Here is a 23,594-nt window from a genome sequence, read left to right on the forward strand (position 1 = left end):
AACCGCAGTTCCGGACCATCCGTTTTCTGAGGCGATGGTCCGACCTGAAATGGACTTGATCGAATGACAACTCACGATTGACACGATTGACATAGGGCATTGCAGTCTCCTTAACTTGATCGCTCATCTTTCCCCGAGCGAATGCTTCGCACCGGTATATGGTTGTTGTTTTTGTTCGCGGCCGTCGGCCAGCGGCCCGTCTCTTCCACCGTGAGGAAGACCGGGCTTGCGACCGTATAAACAATTAGAACGGGTAGTGACGAGGACTCGTTTGCACGGTGATCCAGCGCAAATCGGTAAATTCCGCGATCCCCGCCTTGCCGCCGAAGTGCCCAAAACCACTCGCCTTCATCCCGCCAAACGGCATTTGCGCTTCGTCGTGAACGGTCGGTCCATTAACGTGGCAAAGCCCGGACTCAATACGCTTTGCTACCGTCAACGCGCGCGCAACATCGCGGCTGAAGACTGCCGCCGACAGACCATATTCATTGTCGTTTGCGCACGCGATAGCCTCTTCGTCTCCATTAACGCGCACGATTGCCTTGACTGGTCCGAACGACTCTTCCCGGTAGATGTGCATGTCCGCCGTGACGTGATCCAGCAACGTGGCTGACATGAGCGTGCTCTCGGACTTTCCTCCGCACACTAACGTCGCACCTTTCGACAGCGCGTCGTCAATCAGGTCGTTGCACTTCCTGACGGTCGCCATGTCAACAACGGAGCCCAGCACGGCCGGGCCTTTTCTCGGATCGCCAAGCGGCAGGCTCTTCGCCTTTTCGGCCAGTCGCGCGACGAATTCATCGGCAATCTTCTCGTCCACAACGATTCGTTCGGTGGACATGCAGATCTGACCGGAATTTGCGAACGCCCCGAATGCTGCGGCCTGAACTGCAGCGTCGAGATCGGCATCGTGAAGAACCAGAAACGGAGCCTTTCCGCCGAGTTCAAGTACGCAGGGCTTCAGGTACTTCGCGCATTGGGTAGCGATGATGCGGCCGATGCGCGTTGAACCGGTGAAGTTAACACGCCTGACCGCCGGCTCGGCAATGATCGCTTCGACAATGGCGCCGGCATCCGCTGGCGCATTCGTCACGAAGTTGACGACGCCGCGTGGCAGTCCGGCGTTCTGTAACGCCTCGATGATGAGGCCGTGGGTCGCGGGGCAAATTTCGGAACCTTTGAGCACGACGGTATTGCCGCAAGCCAGCGGCAACGCGATAGCACGCACGCCAAGGATGACGGGCGCGTTCCAGGGTGCGATCCCGAGCACGACGCCGGCCGCCTGACGAACCCCAAGCGCGAGATTGCCTGGCACGTCTGAGGGAATCACCTCGCCCGAAATCTGCGTGGTCATCGCAGCGGCTTCGCGCAAGCCGTCCGCTGCAAGTTTGACGTTGAAATCCGCCCATAGGCGGGACGCGCCTGTTTCAGTTGCCATTGCCAGCGCGAAAGCATCGCCATTTTGTTCGAGCGCATCTGCGGCTCGATTCAGCAAAGCGCGGCGCTCGCCCGGACCCAGCGCCGACCAGGCGGGAAATGCGGCGGCCGCAGCGTGCACCGCCGCTTGCGCATCGGCGACAGTCGCGGCTGGTGCCGTCGATGCAACCGTGTTATCCAGCGGGTTACGGCGCTCAAATGTCGCCCCATCGCGCGCCATCGTACGCTCGCCGTTGATCAACATCGGTACCTGATTCATTGCTGTCTCCTGAAATATGTTTGGAAAGCCGGCCTGTCGAACCACCGACTTACAGTCAGGCCACGACAATTTCTACAAGGCGTGTTTCGCCCGAAGACAACGCGTCTTCCAGCGCGGACTTCAGCAACTGAGCGTCGCTCACTCGCACCCCTTTGCAACCCATGCTGCTCGCCAGAGAAACGAAATCCAGCCCCGGAAGGTCAGTGCCCTGTACCGGATCCGACGCGGAGAAGCCAAATACCGGCGCGAATTCCTGCAAAGCAGCGTAGCGGGAGTTATTCAGAATGACGAATGTGATCGGGAGATCGAGTTGGACCGCGCTGTAAATCGCTTGCGGCGAATACATGGTCGAGCCGTCACCAATCAGGCCGATCACGCGGCTGCCGGGCTTGCCCAAGGCCACGCCCACTGCGGCGGGCATTCCGTAGCCCAAGCCCCCGCTTGCCATCGTGTAGAACGTCTGACTGCGCGTGAACGGCAGATAACGTTGCATGACGGGCCGCGAACTTGGCGCCTCCTCGACCACGATATCCGCGGCGTCGCGGACCTCGGACAGCGTCTGCAACGCATACGCGACTGACATGATTGCAGTGGGCTCGGCTCGCTCTACCACCTCGCGACGAGCCGGCAGCGGCCGGCCATGCGGCGCCGGACGGGCAAGCAGGTCGACAAGCCCCAGGCGAATGTTCGCCACCACCGACGTGCCCACCGGTGTCCACGCCGCGGTCGCCGGATCGTCGATAAGCTGGTACAAGGCCGCGCCATCAGGCACATGCGGCCCACTGCCTTCAACGTGATAGGCAAACGCGGGCGCGCCGACGGCAAAGATCAGGTCATGCCCATGCAGAATCCGGACAATTTTTTCGCGCATCGCCGGAAGGAATCCGGCGAAAAGGTGATGATCTTCAGGAAAGCTGCAGCGCGACGACATTGGCGCAACATAAACCCGCGCATTGTGGCGCTCTGCTAACTGGATTGCCTCACTCCAGGCATCGGCACGATCGAGCTCTGCCCCCACGACGATGGCTGGCCGTTTGCAGTTGTCCAACGCGTCGCCGATCTCCGCAATCCGCACCGGATCGGGGCGGGACCGGGTGCTGACTCGCGTCACCTCGACGAGTTCGGCCGGCTGATCCCAGTCGTCGACCGGAATGGACACGAACACCGGACCACGCGGCTCCTGCATCGCGACGTGGTAAGCACGGGCAAGGGCAAGCGGAACATCCTCTGCACGAGCCGGTTCAATGCTCCACTTCACATACGGGCGCGGCAGTTCGGTCGCTTGCGATGCCGATAGAAACGGATCGAACGGCAGAATCGAACGGGCCTGCTGGCCAGCAGTAATAACCAGCGGCGTGCGATTCTTGAAAGCCGTGAATATGTTGCCCATCGCGTTGCCAACGCCGGCCGCCGAATGCAGATTGACCAGCGCGGCATTACCGGTCGCCTGCGCATACCCGTCTGCCATCCCTACCACGACAGCTTCCTGCAATCCCAGCACATACCGGAAGTCCTTCGGGAAGTCGCGGAACATGGGCAACTCGGTCGAGCCGGGATTGGCAAACACGGATGTCATTCCGAGGCGCCGCATCAGGTCCACGACGGCATCGCGAACGGTCGGCTGGCCACTTGTGTTTCGTTGCATCACGAGTCCTCTGCGGTTCGCCACCAGGATTGGCGGTGATTGGATGAGCCGCAGTATGGAATCCTGCGCATTGATTGAAAATTGCCAAAAATGGTCAAAGTCATTACATTTGGGCATAGGTAGGTTCGGCTCCCCGACTGGCTCTTTTTGCTGTGCGCCTTGCTGAACAAGGCTATGCGCCGTAATGACCGGCTCTCGGCAGGCGCAGCGGGCGAGTGCTGCGGTCCCTTCCAGGGAAGACACCTACGGCTGCACAGCTTGGGACCTTTTCCGGTCCCTTTAGCCCCTTTCAATCTGGTTCGCCGCGATGAGTTTCAATCTGCAGCAGTTGATGATGTTCACCACGATCGTCTCCGCGGGTAGCCTGGGACGAGCCGCGGCAACGCTGAACATGACCCAGCCGGCGCTGAGCAGATCGATCAAGCGGCTCGAGGAGTCAGTAGGGGCTCCGCTTTTCGAGCGGCACACCAAGGGGATGCAGTTGACCGCGCTTGGTGAAGCGTTGATGCCGCATGCGGTGTCGCTGCAAAGGGAAGCCGCCCAGGCGCGAGAGGAACTCGATGCAATGCGCGGCCTCGCCAAAGGGGTCATCAAGGTTGGCGCCGTCGGCAGCATAGCGAGCCTCGTATTGCCGATGGGCATCGCATGTGTGCTCGAGAAATGGCCCAATCTGCGCGTTGAGGTGATTGAAGGCGTGTGGGATCGTCTGGTAGAAGGGTTGCTCACTCACGAAATCGACCTGGCGCTGTGCACTTCGGGAATCGAAACTGAGGAGGTTGCCGCAATCTCCGATTGTTCGTGGACCGACAGAAGTTACGTGGTCGCGGCGACCGACCATCCTTTGCGCTCGAACGACAGGCTTCGACTTGAAGATACATTGACACAGCGCTGGGCCCTCACGCCCAGAGGAACTGGACCTTATGCCCACGTGAAAGAGACCTTCGAAGCACAGGGTCTCCCGATGCCTTCCATCGCGGTTGAAACCCGTTCGGTGACCGTGCTCAAAAGCCTGGTAGCGCGCTGTGGGTTTGTCTCCTGGATGGCCGAACCCATGTACGACACCGAAAGCAGAGCCGGCGTCATTGATGCTCTGGATATCGAAGGCCTCGATGCTCAACGCACTCTGACTGCGTTCCGTCGTCGGCAAGGCACGCTGCCGACGCCAGCGGTAAAACTGCTCGACGAATTGCGTCACCTGACGGGCTCTTTACGTAAAGGCAAGCCCAATCTGTCCTGATCACCGTCGCAATGGCCACGGGTTCAATGGGGGCGCTAGCGTTGACCAGCAAGGGTGCGACCGTTGGGCCCACCTCATGACATTAGACTATCGAAGTCTGCTACCCTGCGCCCTTTGCAACAGCTTTGCTTTCGACTCGATGGAAACCCCTTTCAACGATCGCGGCGTGTCGGTCACCCGCAATGCGCTTTCATCTGCCGGCCAGGTCTTTCCGCTGCGCGACATCGCCGGCGTTCAGGTCGTCACGGTGCAGAAGAACAAGATATTGCCAATCACGATCTCGCTGGTGGGCCTCATTGGCGCGATTGTCGGCGGCGTGCTCAGCGCCCCTGCCGGTCTCGTGTGCGGCGTAATGCTCGTGGTCGTCGGCTGGCTCACGTGGGCCACGCAGGACATCACGCACCGTCTGATGGTGCAAACCGCCAGCGGGGAGCGCGAGGCGCTCTCGAGCGTCGACCGTGAGTTCGTCGAGCGTGTCGGCGCGGCCGTGAACGAAGCCAAAGCCGCAGCAACGTCACCCGCGCAGTAAGTTCAGGTAAGCGAAGCGGAGCCCGCGCCCGCGGGCTTCCGTAACCGCCCAATGCACATGCGTGTGCCCCACATCGCCCACGCAGAATTTCCACGCCGCCACCGCGCCGCCCAGCCCTTCACACATCTTTGCAAGTGCGACCCGGCGCGCGGTTAGAGTCGCCGCTCCTGTTATCGCGCGTTCCCTTTCGCAGGCCTCGCGATGCGCCGCATCTCCGGCATCGCTGCAGCATGCATCGCCTTCGCAAGGGACGGCTTTTTTGCGAGCGTGCCTCATGCCCCTGCTTTCTCTCACTGGTTATGCCGTCCGCCGGCATTTACGTCGTCACTGGAGTCGTTTCACCGCCGCCGCGCTCCCCGCGCTCGGCACACTTGGCACGCTCGCCACGCTGAGCGGCTGCGCGGTCACGTTCCCCACGCCCACGCCGCCAGCCCCGAGCGTTTCGCTGATCAACGGCGGCAAGGACGGCGTAGCAATTCCGCTGCACGTCGAACGCGCCGATCAGGATCACGCGCGTCTCGGCCTGCCGGTCGTGCTGGACGGCAAACCGGTCTACCTGGCGCTCGATACCGGCACGCAAGGCGTGCGCGTGCTGAAGTCGGTGCTGCCGGGTTCGGGCTATCCAGGCGCGGCACCGTCGAACACGCTGCCGCTCGCGAACGGCGCCCAGGTTGCAGGCGCCTCCGTCAAATTGCCGATGACCGTCGCCGGGTCGAAGCTCGTGTCCATCGACGCACAAGCGGTGGAGACCGTCAGTTGCCAACCCACGTCGAAACGTTGCATCGCGATGGACGGCTACACCGGCGAATTCGGCTGGGCCTTCTCGGGACTCTTCGGCGTGGGCGCCGCGCAACCGGACGACACCTGCTGCACGCAGCCGCTGCGCGCACTCGCCGGCCATATTGGCGAACGCTACGCGGTGCACGCAAACTTCGACCAGCCCTACCTGCTGCTGAGCCCCTCGGGCGCCATCACCAGGGACTACACGATGGTGCCGATGACCGTCGCGCAGGACGGCACGGTGCAATGGCCGCGCGGCTGCATCAACGTGGGCGACAAGATGACGTTCTGCGCGCCGCTGGTGTTCGCGACCGCGACCACCGACATGATCCGCGTAGAAACCGACACCGCGCCGAACTGGACCGGCGACGACGGCGTCGGCAAAGTTCTGGTGCAGGGCAACTACAACGCGGCCATCGGCTCGGGCAACTGGGTGCACCGCTATGACGACGCGCAGGTGACCATCGTCAAGGCCAGGCCGGGCGCGAACCGCATCGTGGTCGGTCTGATGGGCATGCAGAATATCGACGTGCTGTTCGACTTTCCGCGCGCGCAGTTGGGTCTGCGCGCGAGCCAGAGCATCGAGAAACTATCGCCTTGAACGCACGCATCAAATGAAAAGGCCGCGCGTCACACCATAAGACGCACGGCCTTTTCCGGCGAGTTGCGCGCGACGATCACACGATGTCACGCGCCAAGGCAAATCACGCAAACGCTCAACTCACGCTGAGCGGATTCACGCGCCAGATCTCGCGGGCATAGTCGGCAATGGTTCGGTCAGAAGAGAACTGCCCCATGCCCGCCACATTTTCGATCGCGCTTTCGGTCCATGCACGCTTGTCGACGAAACGAGCGTCCACTTCGTTTTGCGCCTTCGCAAACGCGGCGAAATCGGCGAGCACCATGTAGTGATCGCCCCAATCCACCAGTGTGTGGAAAATGTCCGAGTAGCGCAGCGGATCGTCGGGCGAAAAGTAACCGCCGCGAATCTGGTCGAGCGCCATGCGCAGTTCCGCGTTCTCCTCGTACACTTGCCGCGGCCTGTAGCCGGTTGCGCGCAGGTTGTCCACTTCGTCCGCGGTATGACCGAAGATGAAGATGTTCTCGCGCCCCACGGCATCGCAGATCTCAATGTTCGCGCCGTCCATCGTGCCGATGGTCAACGCACCGTTGAGCGCGAGCTTCATGTTGCCGGTGCCGGACGCCTCGGTGCCGGCCATCGAGATCTGTTCGGACAGATCGGCAGCGGGAATGATCAACTCCGCCACGCTCACGCCGTAGTTCGGCACGAACACCACTTTCAGACGGTCGCCGATCAGCGGGTCGTGGTTGACCTTCTGGCTCACGTCGCCGATCAGCCGAATGATGGTCTTGGCCATCCGGTAAGCGGAGGCGGCCTTGCCGGCGAACATCACGACGCGCGGCACCCAGTCGCGCTCGGGGTTCGCGCGAATCTGGTTGTAGCGCACGATCACATGCAGCACGTTCAGCAACTGCCGCTTGTATTCGTGAATGCGCTTCACCTGCAGATCGAACAGTGCATCGGGACTGAAATGCAGCTTGGTGTGCTGCGCGAGCCGCTGCACGAGCCGCACCTTGTTGTGACGCTTCGCTTCGCGGAATGCCTCGACGAAATCGCTGTCGCCGCGCAGTTCGCGCAACTGCTCGAGCTCGAACAGATTGCTGCGCCAATGCGTGCCGATGCGCTGATCGATTAGCGACGACAGCGACGGGCTCGCCTGCGAGAGCCAGCGCCGCGGCGTAATGCCGTTCGTCACGTTGGTGAAGCGGTCGGGGTAGATGCGCGCGAAGTCCGCGAAGATGTCGCGCGTCATGAGCTGCGAATGCAGCTTGGACACGCCGTTTACCTTGTGGCTCGCGACAATCGCCAGATAGGCCATGCGCACGCGCCGCTGCCCATATTCGTCGACAAGCGAAATGCGCCGGATCATTTCGCCGTCGTGGCCCGACTGCTCGCTCACATGCTTGAGAAAGCCCGCGTTGATCTCGAAGATGATTTCCAGATGCCGCGGCAACAGTCGCGACAGCATTTCCACGTCCCACGTTTCGAGCGCTTCGGGCATGAGCGTGTGGTTCGTGTACGAGAAAATCTGCGTGACGTGTTTCCACGCCTTGTCCCACGGCAGATGATGCACATCCACGAGCAAACGCATCAGCTCGGGAATGGCCAGCACCGGGTGCGTATCGTTCAGATGCACCGCGACCTTTTCGGAGAAGCGCCCAAACGTGCTGTGCGTGCGCTGATAGCGGCGAATCAGATCCTGCATGGTCGCCGAAACGAAGAAGTACTCCTGGCGCAGACGCAGTTCGCGGCCGGCCGGCGTGGAGTCGTCGGGATACAGCAGCCGCGACACGTTCTCGGACATGTTCTTCGTATCCACGGCGTTGCGATAGTCGCCGCGATTGAATGCGCCCAGGTCGAGTTCGTCGGTGGCACGCGCGGACCACAGGCGCAACGTGTTGGTTGCGTCGGTCGCATAGCCGGGAATCACCGTGTCGTACGCGGTGGCGTTCACATGCTCGGTGTCGATCCATTCGACCTGGTCGCCGCGCTGCACGGTGCGTCCGCCGAAATGCACGGTGTACTTGATCTCGGGCCGCGGAAATTCCCATGGATTGCCCGCGCGCAACCAGTAATCCGGCGCCTCGACCTGCTCGCCGTTGACGATCTCCTGCCGGAACATGCCGTACTCATAGCGGATACCGTAGCCGAAGCCGGGAATGCCTAGCGTGGCCATCGAGTCGAGAAAGCAGGCGGCCAGTCTGCCGAGGCCGCCGTTGCCGAGTGCGGCGTCGGGCTCTATGTCGATCAGCGCGTCCATGTCGACGCCGAGACTCGCCAGTGCTTCCTTCATCTGATCGTGAATGCCGAGCGCGAGCAAAGCATTCGTGAAGGTCCGGCCGATCAGGAATTCCATCGACAGGTAGTAGACGCGCTTGACGTCCTGCTCGTATTGCAGGCGCGTGGTTTTCATCCAGCGCGCGACGAGCCGGTCGCGCACGGCAAGCGCCGCGGCATGCAGCCAGTCATGCGGATGCGCAGTGACGGCATCTTTGCCGACGCCGTACATCATGCGATTGGAAATTGAGCGCCGTAGCGCGTCGACGGTACTGTTGAGCTGGTCGAATTCCAGATCGACGGCTGTCATCGAGGCCTCCGGGAAAAAACGCTGCGGCATGCGCGAACCGCACAGATGACGGACGGGAGGCGCGTGCCGGTCAGGCGGGTTAAGAAAACAGAGTAGGACATTTTACGGCTCCCGGAAATCGTCGAGAGCGGGTGCTCCACACGCATGTGCCATGCCCGGCAGCACCCTCGCTCACAGGCGACGGGTCCGGCCAAAGCGCACGCGCGTGGTGCAACGCGCGCGCGGACGGGCACTGCGCGCGTGCATCGGACTGTCATCGCGGCCGATGCCAAAGTGTGAAGACGGCCACCACGGGCGTGACATGATGCGACGGGAATCATGCGACACAGCGATTATTTTTTCGGCCGATGACGCGCGGATGACCTGCTGATCTGATCGAATCGACGGCTTCATCTGCTGAACGTTCGACGCTTCCAGCGAGCGCACGGCCGGACGGGCTGCACTGTGCGTCGCTGCGTGAGTGATCACGCTCCGTACTCGGGCACGCGTGGCGGGGCTGACAGTTAGTTGCGTCTGCATGCGTTTTTCATCCTGCTTACAGTTGGGCTGTTGCTCTGCACGATCCCGGCGTCTCTGTAACAATCGCTTCATTCGCCGCGCGCGGCGGCCCTCGGCGCTCGTCCGGGCGGCCCGCGCGCCCGCAGTTGACCCACGCTTGCCGCTCGCGCCGCACATCGCCAACGATTCTCGCGGCGCGTCGCCATGCATATACCGACGAGCCACGCCTTGTCCGAACGACTCAATACCGCCGCGCCGCCCTTCCCTGCGGATGCCCCCATGTCCGCCGCCAACCGCCGCGCGATGGTGGCGATCATGCTCGCGGTCGCGCTCGCCACGCTCGACACCGCGATCGCCAATACCGCGCTGCCGGCAATCGCGGCCGATCTGCACGCCGCACCCGCGGCCTCCGTGTGGATCATCAACGCGTACCAGCTCGCGATGGTCGCCACGCTGCTGCCGCTTGCGGCGCTCGGCGACATCGTCGGGCATCGGCGCATCTATATCGGCGGAATCGCGCTGTTCACGCTCGCGTCGCTCGCGTGCGCCATCGCCCCCACTCTGCCGATGCTTGCCGGCGCGCGCGTGCTGCAGGGGCTCGGGGCGAGCGCGATCATGAGCGTGAACACCGCGCTGATCCGCTTCCTCTATCCGCCGCACCGCCTCGGGCGCGGTCTTGGCACGAATGCGCTGATCGTCGGCGTGTCGTTCGCGGTCGGACCGACGGTGGCGTCGCTGATTCTCTCGGTCGCGTCATGGCCTTGGCTGTTTGCGGTCAACGTGCCGCTCGGCGTGCTCGCGCTAAGCTTTGCGTGGCCGGCGCTGCCGCACACCGAACGCGGCAAGCACAACTTCGATCCGGTCGCGGCGCTCCTGAACGTGGTGACGTTCGCCGCGCTCATCTTTGCGCTCGGCGAAGCGGCGCAGCGAGCGTCGACTCAACTGGTGCTGGGCGCCGCGGCGCTCGCCGCGATCTTCGGCGCGCTGCTGATTCGCCGCGAGGCCGGCCACCCCGCGCCGATGCTGCCCGTCGATCTGTTCAAACGGCCGGTATTCGCGCTCTCCGCACTGACGGCGGTCTGTTCGTTCGCCGCGCAAGGGCTTGCGTTCGTGTCGCTGCCGTTCTATTTCGAGGATGTACTGCATCGCAGCCAGGTCGAAACCGGCTTTCTGATGACGCCCTGGCCGGTGGTGGTCGCGTTGGCGGCGCCGCTTGCGGGCAGTCTGTCGGACCGCTATCCGCCGGGTCTGCTCGGCGCGGTGGGCCTTGCGGTGATGTCGGCGGGCATGGCGTCGCTCGCGCTGCTGCCGGTGCATCCGCATGTGCTGGATATCGGCATCCGCATGGCGATATGCGGCGCGGGGTTCGGCTTTTTCCAGTCGCCTAATCTGAAAGCGCTGATGGCAAGCGCGCCGCCGGAGCGCAGCGGCGGCGCGAGCGGGATCGTCGCGACTGCCCGGCTGCTCGGGCAGACCACGGGCGCGGCCCTGGTTGCGTTGAGCTTTGGGATTGCGGGTCGGCATGGGCCGACGCTCGCGCTCGGCGCCGGCGCTTTTTTTGCCGGCGCGGCGAGTCTGGCGAGCGGATTGCGGCTTCTCGCGCCGTCGCATCGCGCGGGCGTGCACGCGAAAGCGTCGGCGAAATAGAAAGCGCGCGCGGTTGGACGCGCGCGGCACCCCGTCACTGCGCGGCGAAGTACCCCTTTACCGCTGCGACGAAGGTGTCGATGTCAGCGCGCGAAACGTCCTTATGCGTGACGAAGCGCGACGCATACAGCATCTGCGTGAGAATGCCGCGCTCCTTGAGCCACGCTTCCAGCGGCGCGCAGTGCTGCTGCGGGAACTGCGCGAACACCATGTTGGTTGCGACGGACTGCACCTTCACCTGATCGATGGATTCGAGCCCCGCGGCCAGATGCGCGGCGTTCGCATGGTCGTCGGCGAGACGCTCCACATTGTGCTCGAGCGCATACAGGCAAGCGGCCGCCAGCACGCCCGCCTGCCGCATGCCGCCGCCGAGCACCTTGCGCCAGCGGTGCGCGAGGTCGATCAACGCGCGGCTGCCCACCAGCACCGAGCCGACCGGCGCGCCCAGCCCTTTCGAAAAGCAGATGGAAACCGAATCGAACGGCTCGCACAGCGCCGCGACCGGCTTGGCCGACGCCACCGCCGCATTGAAGACGCGCGCGCCGTCGAGGTGTGCCGACAGGCCGCGCTCGCGCGCGAGCTGAACGGCCTCAGCAACATAACCCTCCGGCAACACCTTTCCGCCGATGGTGTTCTCCAGCGCCAGCAGCCGCGTGCGCGCGAAGTGGTTGTCGATGGGCTTGATCGCGGCCGCGATCTTCTCGAGCGGGATGGAACCGTCTGGTGCGTTCTCGAGCGGCTGCGGCTGGATGCTGCCGAGCACCGCCGCGCCGCCGCCTTCGTATTTGTAGGTGTGCGCGAGCTGGCCGACGATGTATTCGTCGCCGCGCGCGCAATGGGCCATCAACGCTGCAAGGTTGCTCTGGGTGCCGCTCGGGAAGAACAGGCCGGCTTCCTTGCCGGTGCGCTCGGCGAGCGTGGCTTGCAGACGCAGCACGGTGGGGTCGTCGCCCCAGACGTCGTCGCCGGTTTCGGCGGCCGACATGGCCGCGAGCATGGCCGCGGTCGGACGGGTTACGGTGTCGCTGCGCAGATCGATCATTGTGTGTCCCAGTGCGTTTTTCGAGTGAGAGGCCATGACGGCCGGCCAACGCGCCGCTTGTCGCTTGCCTTGAAGGGCAAAGCGGCGGGTGCCGGCCGTGAGCCACACAGTGTATTCAATTTGCGCCGCGCCCGCCGGGGCGCGCGGAGCGGATTTAAGAGCCGATGTAAGAGCGGAGGTAAACCAGCGGGGCTTGATATTCGGCGTGAGCGCGCCTGGCTAGCGCGGAAGCCACGCCAGCGGATCGACCGGTTGGCCGTTCTGCCGCACCTCGAACTGAATCGAGCCGACGCCGCGACTGTCCACGCCGACTTCGCCGATGGTCTGCCCTTGCGCGACCGCATCGCCTTCCTTCACGAGGAGCGTGCTGTTCTGCCCGTATGCGGTAATGAGCGAGTCATCGTGTTTGATGATGATGAGGGGTCCATACGCCTCGATGCCCGAACCCGCGTAGACCACCCGGCCGGTGGCGGCGGCCTTGACCGGATCGCCGGGACGTCCGCCGATCACAATGCCGTTCGAGCGGCCCGCGGCGAACGTCTTCAGGATGGGCCCGCGCAACGGCCATTGCAGCACGCCTTGTTGCGGCGCGGCCGACGCTGCCGGCGCTGCCGGCGCAGACGGCGCGGCTGGGCCGCCGCTCGGGGCGCCTGCATTGGGCGCCACGCTGGAAGGCGGCGTCACGATGCTGCCCGAGGCCATGGGCGGAGCCACGCGCAGCACCTGGCCGGGCGCGACGGCGGCATTCACCGGCAAGCCGTTCCATGTGGCGAGGTCCTGCAGCCCGCGCCCGTAGGCTGATGCAATGCCGGCAAGCGTATCGCCCGGATTGACGCGGTAGAAGCCGGCCGGCACCGGCACCGTGCCGAGCGTGGTGGGCCGTGCTTGCGTGTTGCCATAGAACGGTGTGCTGTCCCACGGCATGCTGGTGCAGCCGTTCAGTAGCGCGGCCAGTCCGGCGGCCGCGAGCAGACGGGTTGCAACCGATGGAGTCCCCGCCCATTGCCATGGTCTCGTCATGTGATGTCCCTCGACATTTTTTGATTCAATCTTGTGATTCGATCGACTTCAATCGATGCCTTAGCATTTGCCGTGCCGCTACCGGTCGCAACGGCAGACGCCGCGCTCAGACGCTGCCCTCGGCCTCGACCACCAGGACGCGCGCCGCGCCAAGCGGATGCGCGACATGCTCGGTACCCACCGACGCATAGAAAACATCGCCGGTTTCCAGAATCGTCGCCTGCTCGACACCGTCTTCGCGATAGCGCATCTCGACGCGGCCATCCAGCACGGCAAAGACTTCTTCTCCGTCGTTGACGTGCCACTTGTACGGTCGATCGGTCCAATGCAGCCGCGTGGTGATGCCGCCCATATTGGCGATGTCCAGCGCGCCCCAGGCGCGCGTGGCGGTGAAGCTCTTGCTGCGGATGATCTTCATGGTCCCCCAAGGCACTCGCTAAAGACCGCGCCGTGCGGCGCGGGCCGCTATCCGAATCTGACATGGCCGCCGCCGGCAAGCCGCGCGCGCCACAGTTGAGAACGGGCATTATAAGTCGCGCGGCCCGCCTGCCTCGCGCATGGAGGCGAGCCCGGCAAATGGTGTGACCATTGAATCCTCGTGCCCCTCACCTATACTCAACCTTGCTGCGCCCCGGCGGCGCGGACCCAAACTACCGGATCCCGCAAGGAGTCGACGATGAACAAAGCCACCTTTCTGGCCGTACAACTCAACGTCGACGACGTCGCCGCGTCGCCGGGACTGGTCGAATTGCTGAACAACCATCTGGTTTTCGCAGCCGACGTCGCCGAGGCCGCGGACGCACTCGTGCAACTGGCGAGCATCGTCGGACTGGCGAGCGGGGTAGAAGCACGCGTCGAAATTCCCGCGCTTGCCGTCGAGCGGCTGCGCGAGGCGCTCGACAACCTGAGCGGCTACGACGAATCCTGGCTGCTTGCGCTCGAACCGAGCCGCGCGCTATTCGACGACATAGCCCGGCAACGCACGCTGCACTAAGAGGCTGCGCTCGCGGACGACATCCGCGTCGCTGCGCAGCCGGACGTGGCCGGTGGAGCCGTCCGTCCATCCGTCGTCCACGTCATTGAGCCTTCGCTTTTCGCTCACCGCCCAAGCCACCAGTTTGCCGGAATGCCTGATTGCCGGCGCCGTCTGGTTCTGTCGGGCGAGTCAACTGGAGGAACCGCCGTGAAAAGTCTCCTGAACCGCCGTAGCGTGCTGACCGGTCCATCCCACATCGTGCGGATGGCGCAAAATCCTGCCGCCGCATCGGCTTCGTCTCCCGACGCGAACGCGGACGCAGACGACTTGTCGCGCGGTCTTGCGTCCGGGGCTGCATCGCGCCCCGCGTCCAAGGCCGGGGCGAACGTCGGGGCGGACGTGGATGCCGCTTTCAGAGCTGATTTCCGCGCCGATCCCAGGGCCGATTTCAGCGCCGACGCAGAGGCCGAGCTGGACGGGACTCCGGGACCGGGCACGGGGGCCGATGGCGCTTCCATTGGACCTTCCAACGCCGGGAGCGCTGGGGGTGCGGCCGTTGCCCGTCACGGCCCGCGCCCGGTGCTGACCTTGCGCCCCGTACAGGCTGTGCCCTCGCAGGTCAGCGCGCGCGGCGTGCAGATCGCCAATACCGCCGAAGTCGAATGGCTGGCTGAAGAAGATGCGCTCATGCCGTTTCGCGTGTTCCGCAGCTTTGCCTACTCGGTCAGCCTGCTGTTTCATGCGAAGGAGCTGGCGTACTACGTCGCGCTGTATCAGGACGGCGCCCTGTGGCGCGCGCTGAAGGCCGCCGACCTCGAAGCCGCCGAAGCCGCGTTCCATCATTTCGAGGACCAGGCGACGCGCCTGTCGGACTGCGAAACGCGCCGTGCGCAACTCGAGGCGCAGAACGGGCAGTTGGCGCGCATGATCGCGCGCTCGGAGGCCGAGGCCGAGCGGCTGCGCAGCGACCTGCAGCGACGCAGCGCGCAGGAGCAGGCGGCCTCGAACCGGCAGCATCAGGTGCGCAAGGAGGTGTCGCAACTGGAGGCACAACGCATCGCCGCGCAGGCGCATCTGAACAAGGCGCACCGGCAGATGCAGCAACTCAAGATGACGAGCAACGAAGCCATTCCGCACTTGCCGAGCCGTTGATTGCCTGAAGCGACGGGCGCTCACGGGCGGGTTTGCGGCGTGGGCCTGCGGGACGAGTGCCTCGCGCTGTGGACTTGGCTCCAGCGCTTTTACTTGGGGCTGGGCTGGATTGGGACTTCGGCCGGGCTTGCCCCGGCCAGCAACAAAACGCCGCCATGGCGACAAACCATGGCGGCGTTCTTTACAACATCAGATACCTGTCTACGAGCCGGCGCTTCGCCTACTCCAGCAACTCCAGCTCGCCATTGACCATTAGTTGCCGAAATACACGGAGCTACGGTCGGTCGTGATTGCGCGGCCGGCTTGCGAGCTGCCGGCGATAGGTGCGCCGTAGCCGCTGTCCGCCACCCGGGCCGAAGCCTGGGCGGTGCCGTTTTCAGCATTGACACGCGCCTGAGCGGCTTGCAGGTTGGCCGGGTAGTCGGTACGGTCGCTCGACGGGTTGTAGCCGGCCTTTTCGAGCTGGACCAGTTCAGCGCGAACCTGAGCACGCGTGACCGGCTGGTTCGATTGAGCAAACGAAGCGACCGGAGCGATCAGAGCAGCGGCGACGACAGCAGCAGAAATAAGAGTCTTCATGATGTATAACCTCCAGAACTTGTTGTGATTCGCTTCGGGCCTTGGTTGTCCCTAGCGCTTAAAAACAAGTTTAGGAGGGAGAGCATCTAGGGGAAACCCCTAAAACGACGAAACTCTATTCCGCAAATTGCAATAGTCGGTCGTCAAACCAGCCCCTACCCTATCCCGCCGATAGCCGCCGGCAATAATCCCGCCGTCACCACCAATCACCCGGCCGCCGCCCGCGCCGTGCTGCACGCGTGCGGCGACCCCTGCCGCTCGAGCGCTTCAGCTCCAGTTCGCGTGGAAGCTGCCCGCCTTGTCGATGCGTTCGAACGTATGCGCGCCGAAGAAGTCGCGCTGCGCCTGGACGAGGTTGGCGGGCAGTCGCTCCGAGCGGTAAGCGTCGAAATAAGCCACTGCGGATGCGAAAGCGGGCACCGGCACGCCCGCGTTGATCGCCGCCACCACCACTTCACGCAACGCCGTCTGGTAGTTGCTGGCGATGTCGCGGAAATACGGGTCGAGCAGCAGATTGGCGATCGCCTTGTCCTTCGTGTACGCGTCCGTGATTTTCTGCAGGAAGCGCGCGCGGATGATACAGCCGGCGCGGAAGATCTTCGCGATCGTGCCGAAGTCCAGGTCCCACTTGTACTCTTCCGACGCGGCGCGCAGCTGCGCAAAACCTTGCGCGTACGAAATCACCTTGCTGAAGTACAGCGCGCGGCGCACCGATTCGATGAAGGCGTCGCGCCCGGCGCCGAGCGGCTTTGCCGTCGGTCCTTCCAGCACCTTGCTCGCGGCCACGCGCTGATCCTTCAGCGACGACAGCACGCGTGCGAACACGGCCTCGGTAATGAGCGGCAGCGGCGCGCCGAGGTCGAGCGCATTCTGGCTGGTCCACTTGCCGGTGCCCTTCTGCGCCGCACGGTCGAGAATCACGTCGACGAGATCCTTGCCGGTTTCCTCGTCTTTCTTGCTGAAAATTTTCGATGTGATTTCAATCAGGTAACTGTCGAGCTCGCCCTGATTCCACTCGGTGTAGACCTTGCCCAGTTCTTCATTCGACAAGCCCGCCACCTGCTTGAGCACCGCATAGCTTTCGGCGATCAACTGCATGTCGCCGTATTCAATGCCGTTGTGCACCATCTTCACGAAGTGGCCTGCGCCGTCCGGACCCATGTAGGCAACGCACGGCTCGCCGTCCGGCGCTTTCGCGGCGATTTCGGTGAGAATCGGCGCAACCAGGTCGTAAGCGTCGCGCTGGCCGCCCGGCATGATGGACGGCCCTTTCAACGCGCCTTCTTCACCGCCCGACACGCCGGTGCCGATGAAATGCAGCCCGGCCTTTGCCAGTTCCTGATTGCGGCGAATGGTGTCGGTGAAATGCGTGTTGCCGCCGTCGATGAGAATATCGCCCTTTTCCAGCAGCGGCTTGAGCGATGCAATGGTGGCGTCCGTCGCCTCGCCCGCCTTCACCATGAGCAGAATGCGGCGCGGTTTTTCCAACGATTCGACGAACTCTTCCAGCGAGAACGCCGGCACCAGCTTCCTGTCCGGATATTCGGCGATGAGTTCGTCGGTCTTTTCGCGGCTACGGTTGTAGACCGACACCGCGTGGCCGCGGCTCTCGATGTTGAGCGCCAGATTGCGGCCCATGACCGCTAGCCCCACCACGCCGATTGCCTCTTTGCCCATGTGAATTCTCCAGTGTCCAAAAGTGTCGTGACGCCGCGCCGCGAGGAAACCGGGCCGGACGTCGAGGGTGAAAGCATAAAAGAAATGCCGGTTTGCCGCTCGTTAACGGGCAAGGGCAAGCCAGGCTGCTTTCGCTATATGGGGCGCCGTCACCGCGCGTCGCCCGCTTGCGCGCGCTTCCTGAATACGAGACTGAAATTGTTGGCCGGCATAGTGACCGGCTCGTCGCACACGAATCCCGCCGACGCCGCGAGCGCCACGACTTCTTCCATGTCGCGCACGCCCCACGACGGATCGCGGCTGCGCAACTGTTCGTCGAATGCCGCGCTGCTCGGCGCCGTGTGCGCGCCGCCGCGCTTGTACGGCCCGTAGAGGAACAGTACACCGCCGTCGCGCACATGGCGGCTCGCCCCGGCGAACAGCGCCTGCGCTGCACTCCACGGCGCAATGTGGATCATGTTGATGCACACCACCGCGTCGATCGTGCCGACCGGCCAGTCCGGCTGACGCACGTCGAGCGCAAGCGGGGCGCGCACGTTCGGCGGGCCGTCGTGCGCGATCCATGCGGCTATCGATTGGCGCGCCTGCAGGTCGGCGTCGCTCGGCTGCCAGTCGAGATCTGGCAGCACTGCAGCAAAGCAGACCGCATGTTGCCCCGTGCCGCTGGCAATTTCGAGCACGCGGCCAGTCGCGGGCAATACGGTGCGCAATACGGCGAGGATCGGCTCGCGGTTGCGTTCGGCAGAGGGCGAGCGTTGCCGCATCGACGGGACGGGTTCTGTCATGGTGATATGTGAGCGTTCGATTGCATTAGCTGCGTGGGACTGCTGGATGGGACTGCTGCGTTGGACTGCATTGGATCGGCATGCGCTCGCCGCTCAATCTAGCGCGAGACGCCCCGCAAGAGCGGTCAGCATATCGGCGCATGGCGCCGCGATTTTCAGCGCGAGAAGCGGGTCTGCACGGGTGCGCCCCAGGTTGATTGCGGCGACCGGCTTGCGCTGCTTTTGGGCCCATACGCAAAAGCGGTAGCCGGAGTAGACCATCAGCGAAGAACCGACCACGAGCACGGCGTCTGCGGCATCGAGCGCATGGGAAGCCGCCTCCACGCGTTCGCGCGGCACGCTTTCGCCGAAGAACACCACCGCCGGTTTCAGCAGGCCGCCGCAGTTCGAGCACGCCGGCACCCGGAACGTTTCGAGTGCATGCCATTCGAGATGCGCGTCGCCGTCGGCGGCGGTTTCGGCGGTGACGTTCAGGAGCGCCGGATTCTCGGCCTGGAGCGTCTGCTGGATCGCCGCGCGGGAATGCTGCGTGCCGCAATCGAGGCAGGTCACGCCGTCGATACCGCCGTGCAACTCGATCACATCGCGGCTGCCCGCGCGCTGATGCAGACCGTCGACATTTTGCGTGACGAGCGTCGCAACATGACCCGCGGCCTGAAGACGCGCCAGCGCGACATGCGCCGCGTTCGGCCGCGCCTGCGCGACGACGGGCCAGCCGACCATGCTGCGCGCCCAGTAGCGCCGACGCATCGCATCGGTGCCGAGAAACTCCTGCAGCCTGATAGGCGGCGAGCGCTTCCACTCGCCGTTGTCGTCGCGATAGCCGGGAATGCCGGAGTCCGTGCTGATGCCCGCACCGGTCAGCACGAAAAGCCGGGGATAGCGCTGCACGAAGTCATGCAGATCGTCGAGCGTATGCGATTCCTGCAAAGGCGCAATGGAGTCGGCAGATGCGGGCGGTTGGTCGGTCATGGCGGATGAGTGATGGCTGCGGCGTGGATTATGAACGCGCGATTGCGGGTTCAGCGACGCTTGCGGGTGTGGGCTTGGGCCGGTGGGGTTTTTCGGGCAGCGGTTGGTTGGGGTGTGGTTGGTTCAGGTGTGGTTGGTTGATTTGCGGTTGGTTCAGGCGTGTTCGCTTGAGGCGTGTTCGCTTGAGGCACGTCCGCTTCCGACCGGCTCGGTTTGCGCGCGCTCCGCTCGCCTTTCACCTGCTGCGGCCGTCCTGCTTCCTCTGCTTGCCCCATCTTGCGCGCCTGCCATTGCGCCAACGCGACCTCATAGCGTTCGAGCGCTTCGTCGTAAAGATCGAACACACACGGACTACAACCGCTATGGCAACAATCGTCGAGATCGGGCTGCACGGGCGGCTGCGGCTTCGGGTCGTCGGCGGATGCGGCACGGGGCACGGCGGAAGACGTCACTTGGATACGCGGAAACGGGTAGCGAGGCGCGAAGCGCAAACAACAGGCTGCACAGCGCCCAGTATAAGTGGATCGCCCGCGCCGCGCTGCGTGCCGGCCGCGCTCAGCCGCGTCCGACGAACGGCATTTTGCTCGCCATGATCGTCATGAACTGAACGTTCGCCGAGAGCGGCAATTGCGCCATATGCAGCACGGCATCCGCGACGTGGCGGACATCCATCAACGGTTCGACCGCTATCTCGCCGTTTGCCTGCGGCACGCCGCGTGCCATGCGCTCGGCCATGTCGGTGGCCGCGTTGCCGATGTCGATCTGACCGCACACGATGTCGTATTTCCGGCCATCTAGCGACACGGCCTTGGTGAGCCCGGTAATCGCGTGCTTGGTGGCCGTGTACGCCACGCTGTTCGGACGCGGCGCATGCGCCGAAATGGAACCGTTATTGATGATGCGCCCGCCACGCGGATTCTGCGTTTTCATGAGACCGAACGCCGCGCGCGTGCAGAGAAATGTGCCGGTGAGATTGATGTCGACCACGGAGCGCCATTCGTCGATGTCGAGTTCGTCGATGTCAACCGGCGAGCCGTTGCGTCCTGCGTTGTTGAAGAGCACGTCGAGTCGCCCATAGCGTTCGCGGATCGTATCGAACAGACCGCCGACGCTCGCGGCGTCCGCCACGTCGCACGGTGCGGCCAGCGCCTCGCCGCCAAGCGCGCGCGCCTCTTCGGCCACTGCCTCCAATGCGGCAACGCGCCGGCCGGCGAGCACGACGCTATAGCCATGTTCCGCGAGGCGCAGCGCGCAGGCCCGACCAATGCCGCTGCCCGCGCCCGTAACCAATGCCACTTTTCTGATTCCCGTCACTGTCACCGCGTGTCTCCCTGTTTGCCGGCCCGCGCGGGCCCGTGCCTTGCACCTTACCGCAGCGCCGGGCTCATCACAAATGCACGCGCCACGCGGCTCGCGTGCCGAAAGGCAACGGTTGAGGGGCTGAAAGATGAGCGCTGTGGGCTGAGGGCCGAGAACTAAAGGCTGCCCGCTTTCGTTGTCATTCCTGTCCGCCGGCGCGGCGGCTCGCGCATCAATGGTATCGTTCGAGGTTGCGTCGGCGCGTCGCGCCCCACGCATTGCGCACGTTGCCTTCGTGGCGCCCGCCCGATCCGCGCAAGCATCGAAAGCAGGTTGAATACACGTTTTATGAACTCACCGTCCACACCCGACCACGCTCGCCCGGCTCCGCTGCGCCGCTGGCCGCAAACCGGCTATCCCGTAATGCTGACCGCCACCGCCGCATGGCACGTTCTCGTGCTGGGCGCGTGGCTCGTGGCACCGCGAGCATGGCCGTGGTGGCTCGCGGCAATCTTCGCGAATCATGCGGTGTTCACGGTGGCCGGCCTCCTGCCGCGCACCTCGCTGCTCGGTCCTAACTGGACGCGCCTGCCCGCCGGCTCGCGCAACGCTGACGCGATTGCACTGACCATCGACGACGGCCCCGATCCCGTCGTCACGCCGCAAGTGCTCGATCTGCTCGACTCGCTAGGCGTGCGCGCAACCTTCTTCTGCATCGGCGAGAAGGCGCGACGTTATCCGCATCTCGTCCGAGAGATCGTTGCGCGCGGCCATGCGCTGGAAAATCATTCGCAGGTGCACGTGCATACGTTTTCTGTCACGTTGCCACATGCGCTGTGGCGCGAGATCGATGCCGCGCAACGCACGTTCGAAGAGCTCAGCGGCGAGCGGCCCATGTTCTTTCGCGCGCCGGCCGGCCTGCGCAACATTTTTCTCGAACCGGTGCTGCGCAAGCTCGACCTGCGGCTCGCTGCGTGGACACGGCGCGGCTACGACACCCTCGAGCGCGACCCTGAGGTCGTCGCGCGCCGCCTGCTGGACGGCCTCGCGGCGCGGGACATTCTGCTGCTGCACGACGGCAACGCCGCGCTCACCGCCGACGGCAAACCGCTGATTCTTGCCGTGCTGCCGCGTATCGTCGAAGCAGCTCGGCGGCATAAGCTGCGCTTCGTGACGCTGCGCGAAGCACGCGTCGACGCTTGATAGAGAGCGCGCCACAAGATTCAGACACGGAAGTCCGCCGCCATGTCCTCGTCTGAACGCGCTTGCAGCACGCCGCTGCGGCATGCCTTGATGAAGGCGTCGTAGTCGCGCTCAACCTGATCGGCGTAACTCGCCGCGTAGGCGGCGAGCGCTTCGGCAAACTGATCGCCGCGTCCAATATAGGCGCTCACTTCCACCGCCTGGCCGCTTGCCTTCGCATGGGCCCGCGCCATCACCCAGCCGCACAGTTGCGCATAGCCGGTCAGCAGGTCCGTATCGAATAGCTCGATGTTGGCCGACAGCTTCATGTCGCGCAATTGACGGAAGTAGTAGTGCCGCCCAAGCGGACTCGTGGTCCAGCCGAGAAAGATGTCGCTCGCGGCCTGCAGCATGCGCTGCCCCTGTACGACACGCTCGCCCTGATGCTTGACCGGTGGCGTCTTGCAGTAACGCGCGATGACCGACGGCCTCGCTTCCTTCATCTGCAGAAAGAGCGGCTTGCCCATGTGGTCGACAAGCAGCACGGCCATGCAGCGGGTGCCGACGCTGCCCACGCCCACCACTTTGAACACGATGTCCTGCACGCCGAAGTGCGCGAGCAATTCGCGGCGATCGTGCGAGATCGTCTTGACGTAGTCGCTCCACATGCTGTCCAGCATCTTGTGTCCATGCGCGCCCTTCAGCACTTCGGTCTCTTCTTCGGTGAACAGGGTGTTCGCGCCGAGCACGTGAAAGAGCGCGGGCGGCGCATCGCGAATCACCCAGCGATGACCGTCATGCTCGGCCATTTTCTCGAACAGACTTTCGTGCGTGCGGCTCGCCGCCTTTTCCATGCCGCGACGGACGGCGCGGCGCCGTTCCGGCGTGAGCGCGGTGTCGGCCATGCGGTCGAACGTGATGCGCTCATACCAGAGATCGAGTGCGCCACACTGCGCGTATTGCGCCATGCGATTGCGATATTCGCCAATCGCGGTCATCACCAGATCTTCCGCGGTGCCACGGCTCAGGCGCATATGCCTCGCGGCAATCACGAGGCTCGCGGCGAGGCGTTTCAGGTCCCATTCGAACGGGCCGACCGACACTTCGTCGAAATCGTTGAGGTCGAACACGAGCTGCCGCTCGGGCGTCGCAAAGCCGCCGAAATTCATCAGATGCCCGTCTCCGCAAATTGGCATGACAAGGCCGGTATCGTGCACCTTGCTCAGGTCATGCGCCTGCAGGATGGCGGTGCCGCGAAAGAACGTGAACGGCGACACGGCCATGCGCCCATAGCGCAGCGGTACGAGGTTCTGCACGCGGCCCTCGCTGCTCTCCTTGAGCAACGGCAGCGGATCGCGCTGCAGTTCGCCGACCGTCCGGTGGCTCGAGCGCTTCGACTTTTCGCGCGCGGCACGGCCACGGGCTTCGCGCTCGGCAATGGTGCTGGCTTTCATGCTCATCTCCGTTCTTCTTGTGAGGTTCACTATCCGTTCGAGAGACCTGACGCCCGGTCGCATTGCATGCTAGCAGAGCGATCGGTAAAAAGGTGCGGGCATCTTTTACCGATGCCGTGCGCATTCATTCTTCGCATCCGTGCAAGCCCGCAAATTTCCGCTTTCGGTGTTGCCACCACTTCAGCATTTTCCTTTCGAGCCGTTTACCAGTACATGCGGAAATTCAGTGACGCACGCGGAGGCCCTGTGGAAAA

20 protein-coding genes are annotated in these 23,594 nt (G+C 64.0%); 7 read left to right on the top strand and 13 right to left on the bottom strand.

Annotated features, from left to right (window positions below):
* Positions 1 to 244: 244 nt before the first annotated feature.
* Together JNB89_RS03100 and mdlC are read right to left on the bottom strand one after the other, a co-directional pair.
* Complete coding sequence (locus JNB89_RS03100; RefSeq protein WP_220361204.1) at positions 245 to 1,696, bottom strand: aldehyde dehydrogenase; 1,452 nt, start codon at positions 1,694 to 1,696, stop codon at positions 245 to 247.
* A gap of 55 nt (positions 1,697 to 1,751) precedes the next feature.
* Positions 1,752 to 3,341 (bottom strand): benzoylformate decarboxylase, encoded by a 1,590-nt coding sequence (gene mdlC / locus JNB89_RS03105; protein ID WP_220361279.1) that lies wholly within the window; start codon positions 3,339 to 3,341, stop codon positions 1,752 to 1,754.
* A 307-nt stretch (positions 3,342 to 3,648) separates the two neighbouring features.
* Here mdlC and JNB89_RS03110 point away from each other — a divergent pair, with 307 nt between their 5' ends.
* The 3 genes from JNB89_RS03110 (at position 3,649) to JNB89_RS03120 (ending at position 6,488) form a co-directional block, all read left to right on the top strand.
* The gene (locus tag JNB89_RS03110; RefSeq protein ID WP_135895464.1) at positions 3,649 to 4,578 is read left to right on the top strand and encodes a LysR family transcriptional regulator; all 930 of its coding nucleotides are present in this window, start codon (positions 3,649 to 3,651) and stop codon (positions 4,576 to 4,578) included.
* A gap of 139 nt (positions 4,579 to 4,717) precedes the next feature.
* Complete coding sequence (locus tag JNB89_RS03115) at positions 4,718 to 5,107, top strand: DUF6232 family protein (RefSeq protein ID WP_135895465.1); 390 nt, start codon at positions 4,718 to 4,720, stop codon at positions 5,105 to 5,107.
* A 274-nt stretch (positions 5,108 to 5,381) separates the two neighbouring features.
* Positions 5,382 to 6,488 (top strand): hypothetical protein, encoded by a 1,107-nt coding sequence (locus JNB89_RS03120; protein ID WP_220361205.1) that lies wholly within the window; start codon positions 5,382 to 5,384, stop codon positions 6,486 to 6,488.
* 115 nt (positions 6,489 to 6,603) lie between these two features.
* On the opposite strand, the gene JNB89_RS03125 is transcribed toward JNB89_RS03120, so the two are convergent.
* Positions 6,604 to 9,057, bottom strand: a complete 2,454-nt coding sequence (locus JNB89_RS03125; protein WP_013341721.1) for a glycogen/starch/alpha-glucan phosphorylase — start codon at positions 9,055 to 9,057, stop codon at positions 6,604 to 6,606.
* A 777-nt stretch (positions 9,058 to 9,834) separates the two neighbouring features.
* Here JNB89_RS03125 and JNB89_RS03130 point away from each other — a divergent pair.
* Complete coding sequence (locus JNB89_RS03130) at positions 9,835 to 11,202, top strand: MFS transporter (protein ID WP_220361206.1); 1,368 nt, start codon at positions 9,835 to 9,837, stop codon at positions 11,200 to 11,202.
* 34 nt (positions 11,203 to 11,236) lie between these two features.
* On the opposite strand, the gene ltaE is transcribed toward JNB89_RS03130, so the two are convergent.
* From ltaE to JNB89_RS03145, 3 genes are all read right to left on the bottom strand, one after another.
* Complete coding sequence (gene ltaE / locus JNB89_RS03135) at positions 11,237 to 12,244, bottom strand: low-specificity L-threonine aldolase (RefSeq protein ID WP_220361207.1); 1,008 nt, start codon at positions 12,242 to 12,244, stop codon at positions 11,237 to 11,239.
* A 219-nt stretch (positions 12,245 to 12,463) separates the two neighbouring features.
* Positions 12,464 to 13,264 carry a peptidoglycan DD-metalloendopeptidase family protein gene (locus tag JNB89_RS03140; protein WP_220361208.1) on the bottom strand — a complete coding sequence of 267 codons (801 nt, stop codon included), beginning with the start codon at positions 13,262 to 13,264 and terminating at the stop codon, positions 12,464 to 12,466.
* A gap of 106 nt (positions 13,265 to 13,370) precedes the next feature.
* On the bottom strand, positions 13,371 to 13,682 hold the full coding sequence (locus JNB89_RS03145) for a cupin domain-containing protein (protein WP_220361209.1): 312 nt from the start codon (positions 13,680 to 13,682) through the stop codon (positions 13,371 to 13,373).
* A gap of 258 nt (positions 13,683 to 13,940) precedes the next feature.
* Here JNB89_RS03145 and JNB89_RS03150 point away from each other — a divergent pair, with 258 nt between their 5' ends.
* Together JNB89_RS03150 and JNB89_RS03155 are read left to right on the top strand one after the other, a co-directional pair.
* Positions 13,941 to 14,258: a hypothetical protein gene (locus JNB89_RS03150; protein WP_013341726.1), complete on the top strand. Its 318-nt coding sequence runs from the start codon at positions 13,941 to 13,943 to the stop codon at positions 14,256 to 14,258.
* Positions 14,259 to 14,447: 189 nt separating this feature from the next.
* Entirely contained in the window at positions 14,448 to 15,392 is a 945-nt protein-coding gene (locus JNB89_RS03155; RefSeq protein WP_220361210.1) for a DUF2968 domain-containing protein, read from the top strand.
* A 252-nt stretch (positions 15,393 to 15,644) separates the two neighbouring features.
* On the opposite strand, the gene JNB89_RS03160 is transcribed toward JNB89_RS03155, so the two are convergent.
* The 6 genes from JNB89_RS03160 to JNB89_RS03185 form a co-directional block, all read right to left on the bottom strand.
* Entirely contained in the window at positions 15,645 to 15,971 is a 327-nt protein-coding gene (locus JNB89_RS03160) for a DUF4148 domain-containing protein (protein WP_135895471.1), read from the bottom strand.
* A gap of 267 nt (positions 15,972 to 16,238) precedes the next feature.
* Positions 16,239 to 17,648: an NADP-dependent phosphogluconate dehydrogenase gene (gndA, locus tag JNB89_RS03165; protein WP_220361211.1), complete on the bottom strand. Its 1,410-nt coding sequence runs from the start codon at positions 17,646 to 17,648 to the stop codon at positions 16,239 to 16,241.
* 149 nt (positions 17,649 to 17,797) lie between these two features.
* A complete protein-coding gene (locus JNB89_RS03170; protein WP_220361212.1) occupies positions 17,798 to 18,433 on the bottom strand; it encodes a DUF938 domain-containing protein in 636 nt (211 codons plus the stop codon).
* A gap of 93 nt (positions 18,434 to 18,526) precedes the next feature.
* A complete protein-coding gene (locus tag JNB89_RS03175) occupies positions 18,527 to 19,405 on the bottom strand; it encodes an NAD-dependent protein deacetylase (RefSeq protein WP_220361213.1) in 879 nt (292 codons plus the stop codon).
* A gap of 50 nt (positions 19,406 to 19,455) precedes the next feature.
* On the bottom strand, positions 19,456 to 19,797 hold the full coding sequence (locus JNB89_RS03180; protein WP_346656182.1) for an oxidoreductase-like domain-containing protein: 342 nt from the start codon (positions 19,795 to 19,797) through the stop codon (positions 19,456 to 19,458).
* A 163-nt stretch (positions 19,798 to 19,960) separates the two neighbouring features.
* Positions 19,961 to 20,725, bottom strand: coding sequence for an SDR family oxidoreductase (locus JNB89_RS03185; protein ID WP_135895475.1), 765 nt, complete (start codon positions 20,723 to 20,725; stop codon positions 19,961 to 19,963).
* A 327-nt stretch (positions 20,726 to 21,052) separates the two neighbouring features.
* Between JNB89_RS03185 and JNB89_RS03190 the strand changes: the two genes are divergently transcribed.
* Positions 21,053 to 21,907: a polysaccharide deacetylase family protein gene (locus tag JNB89_RS03190; protein WP_220361214.1), complete on the top strand. Its 855-nt coding sequence runs from the start codon at positions 21,053 to 21,055 to the stop codon at positions 21,905 to 21,907.
* 20 nt (positions 21,908 to 21,927) lie between these two features.
* On the opposite strand, the gene JNB89_RS03195 is transcribed toward JNB89_RS03190, so the two are convergent.
* Complete coding sequence (locus tag JNB89_RS03195) at positions 21,928 to 23,340, bottom strand: DUF2252 domain-containing protein (protein WP_220361215.1); 1,413 nt, start codon at positions 23,338 to 23,340, stop codon at positions 21,928 to 21,930.
* Positions 23,341 to 23,594 lie beyond the last annotated feature (254 nt).

The sequence above is a fragment of the Paraburkholderia phenoliruptrix genome (assembly GCF_019511605.1).
Classification (GTDB): Bacteria; Pseudomonadota; Gammaproteobacteria; order Burkholderiales; family Burkholderiaceae; genus Paraburkholderia; species Paraburkholderia phenoliruptrix_A.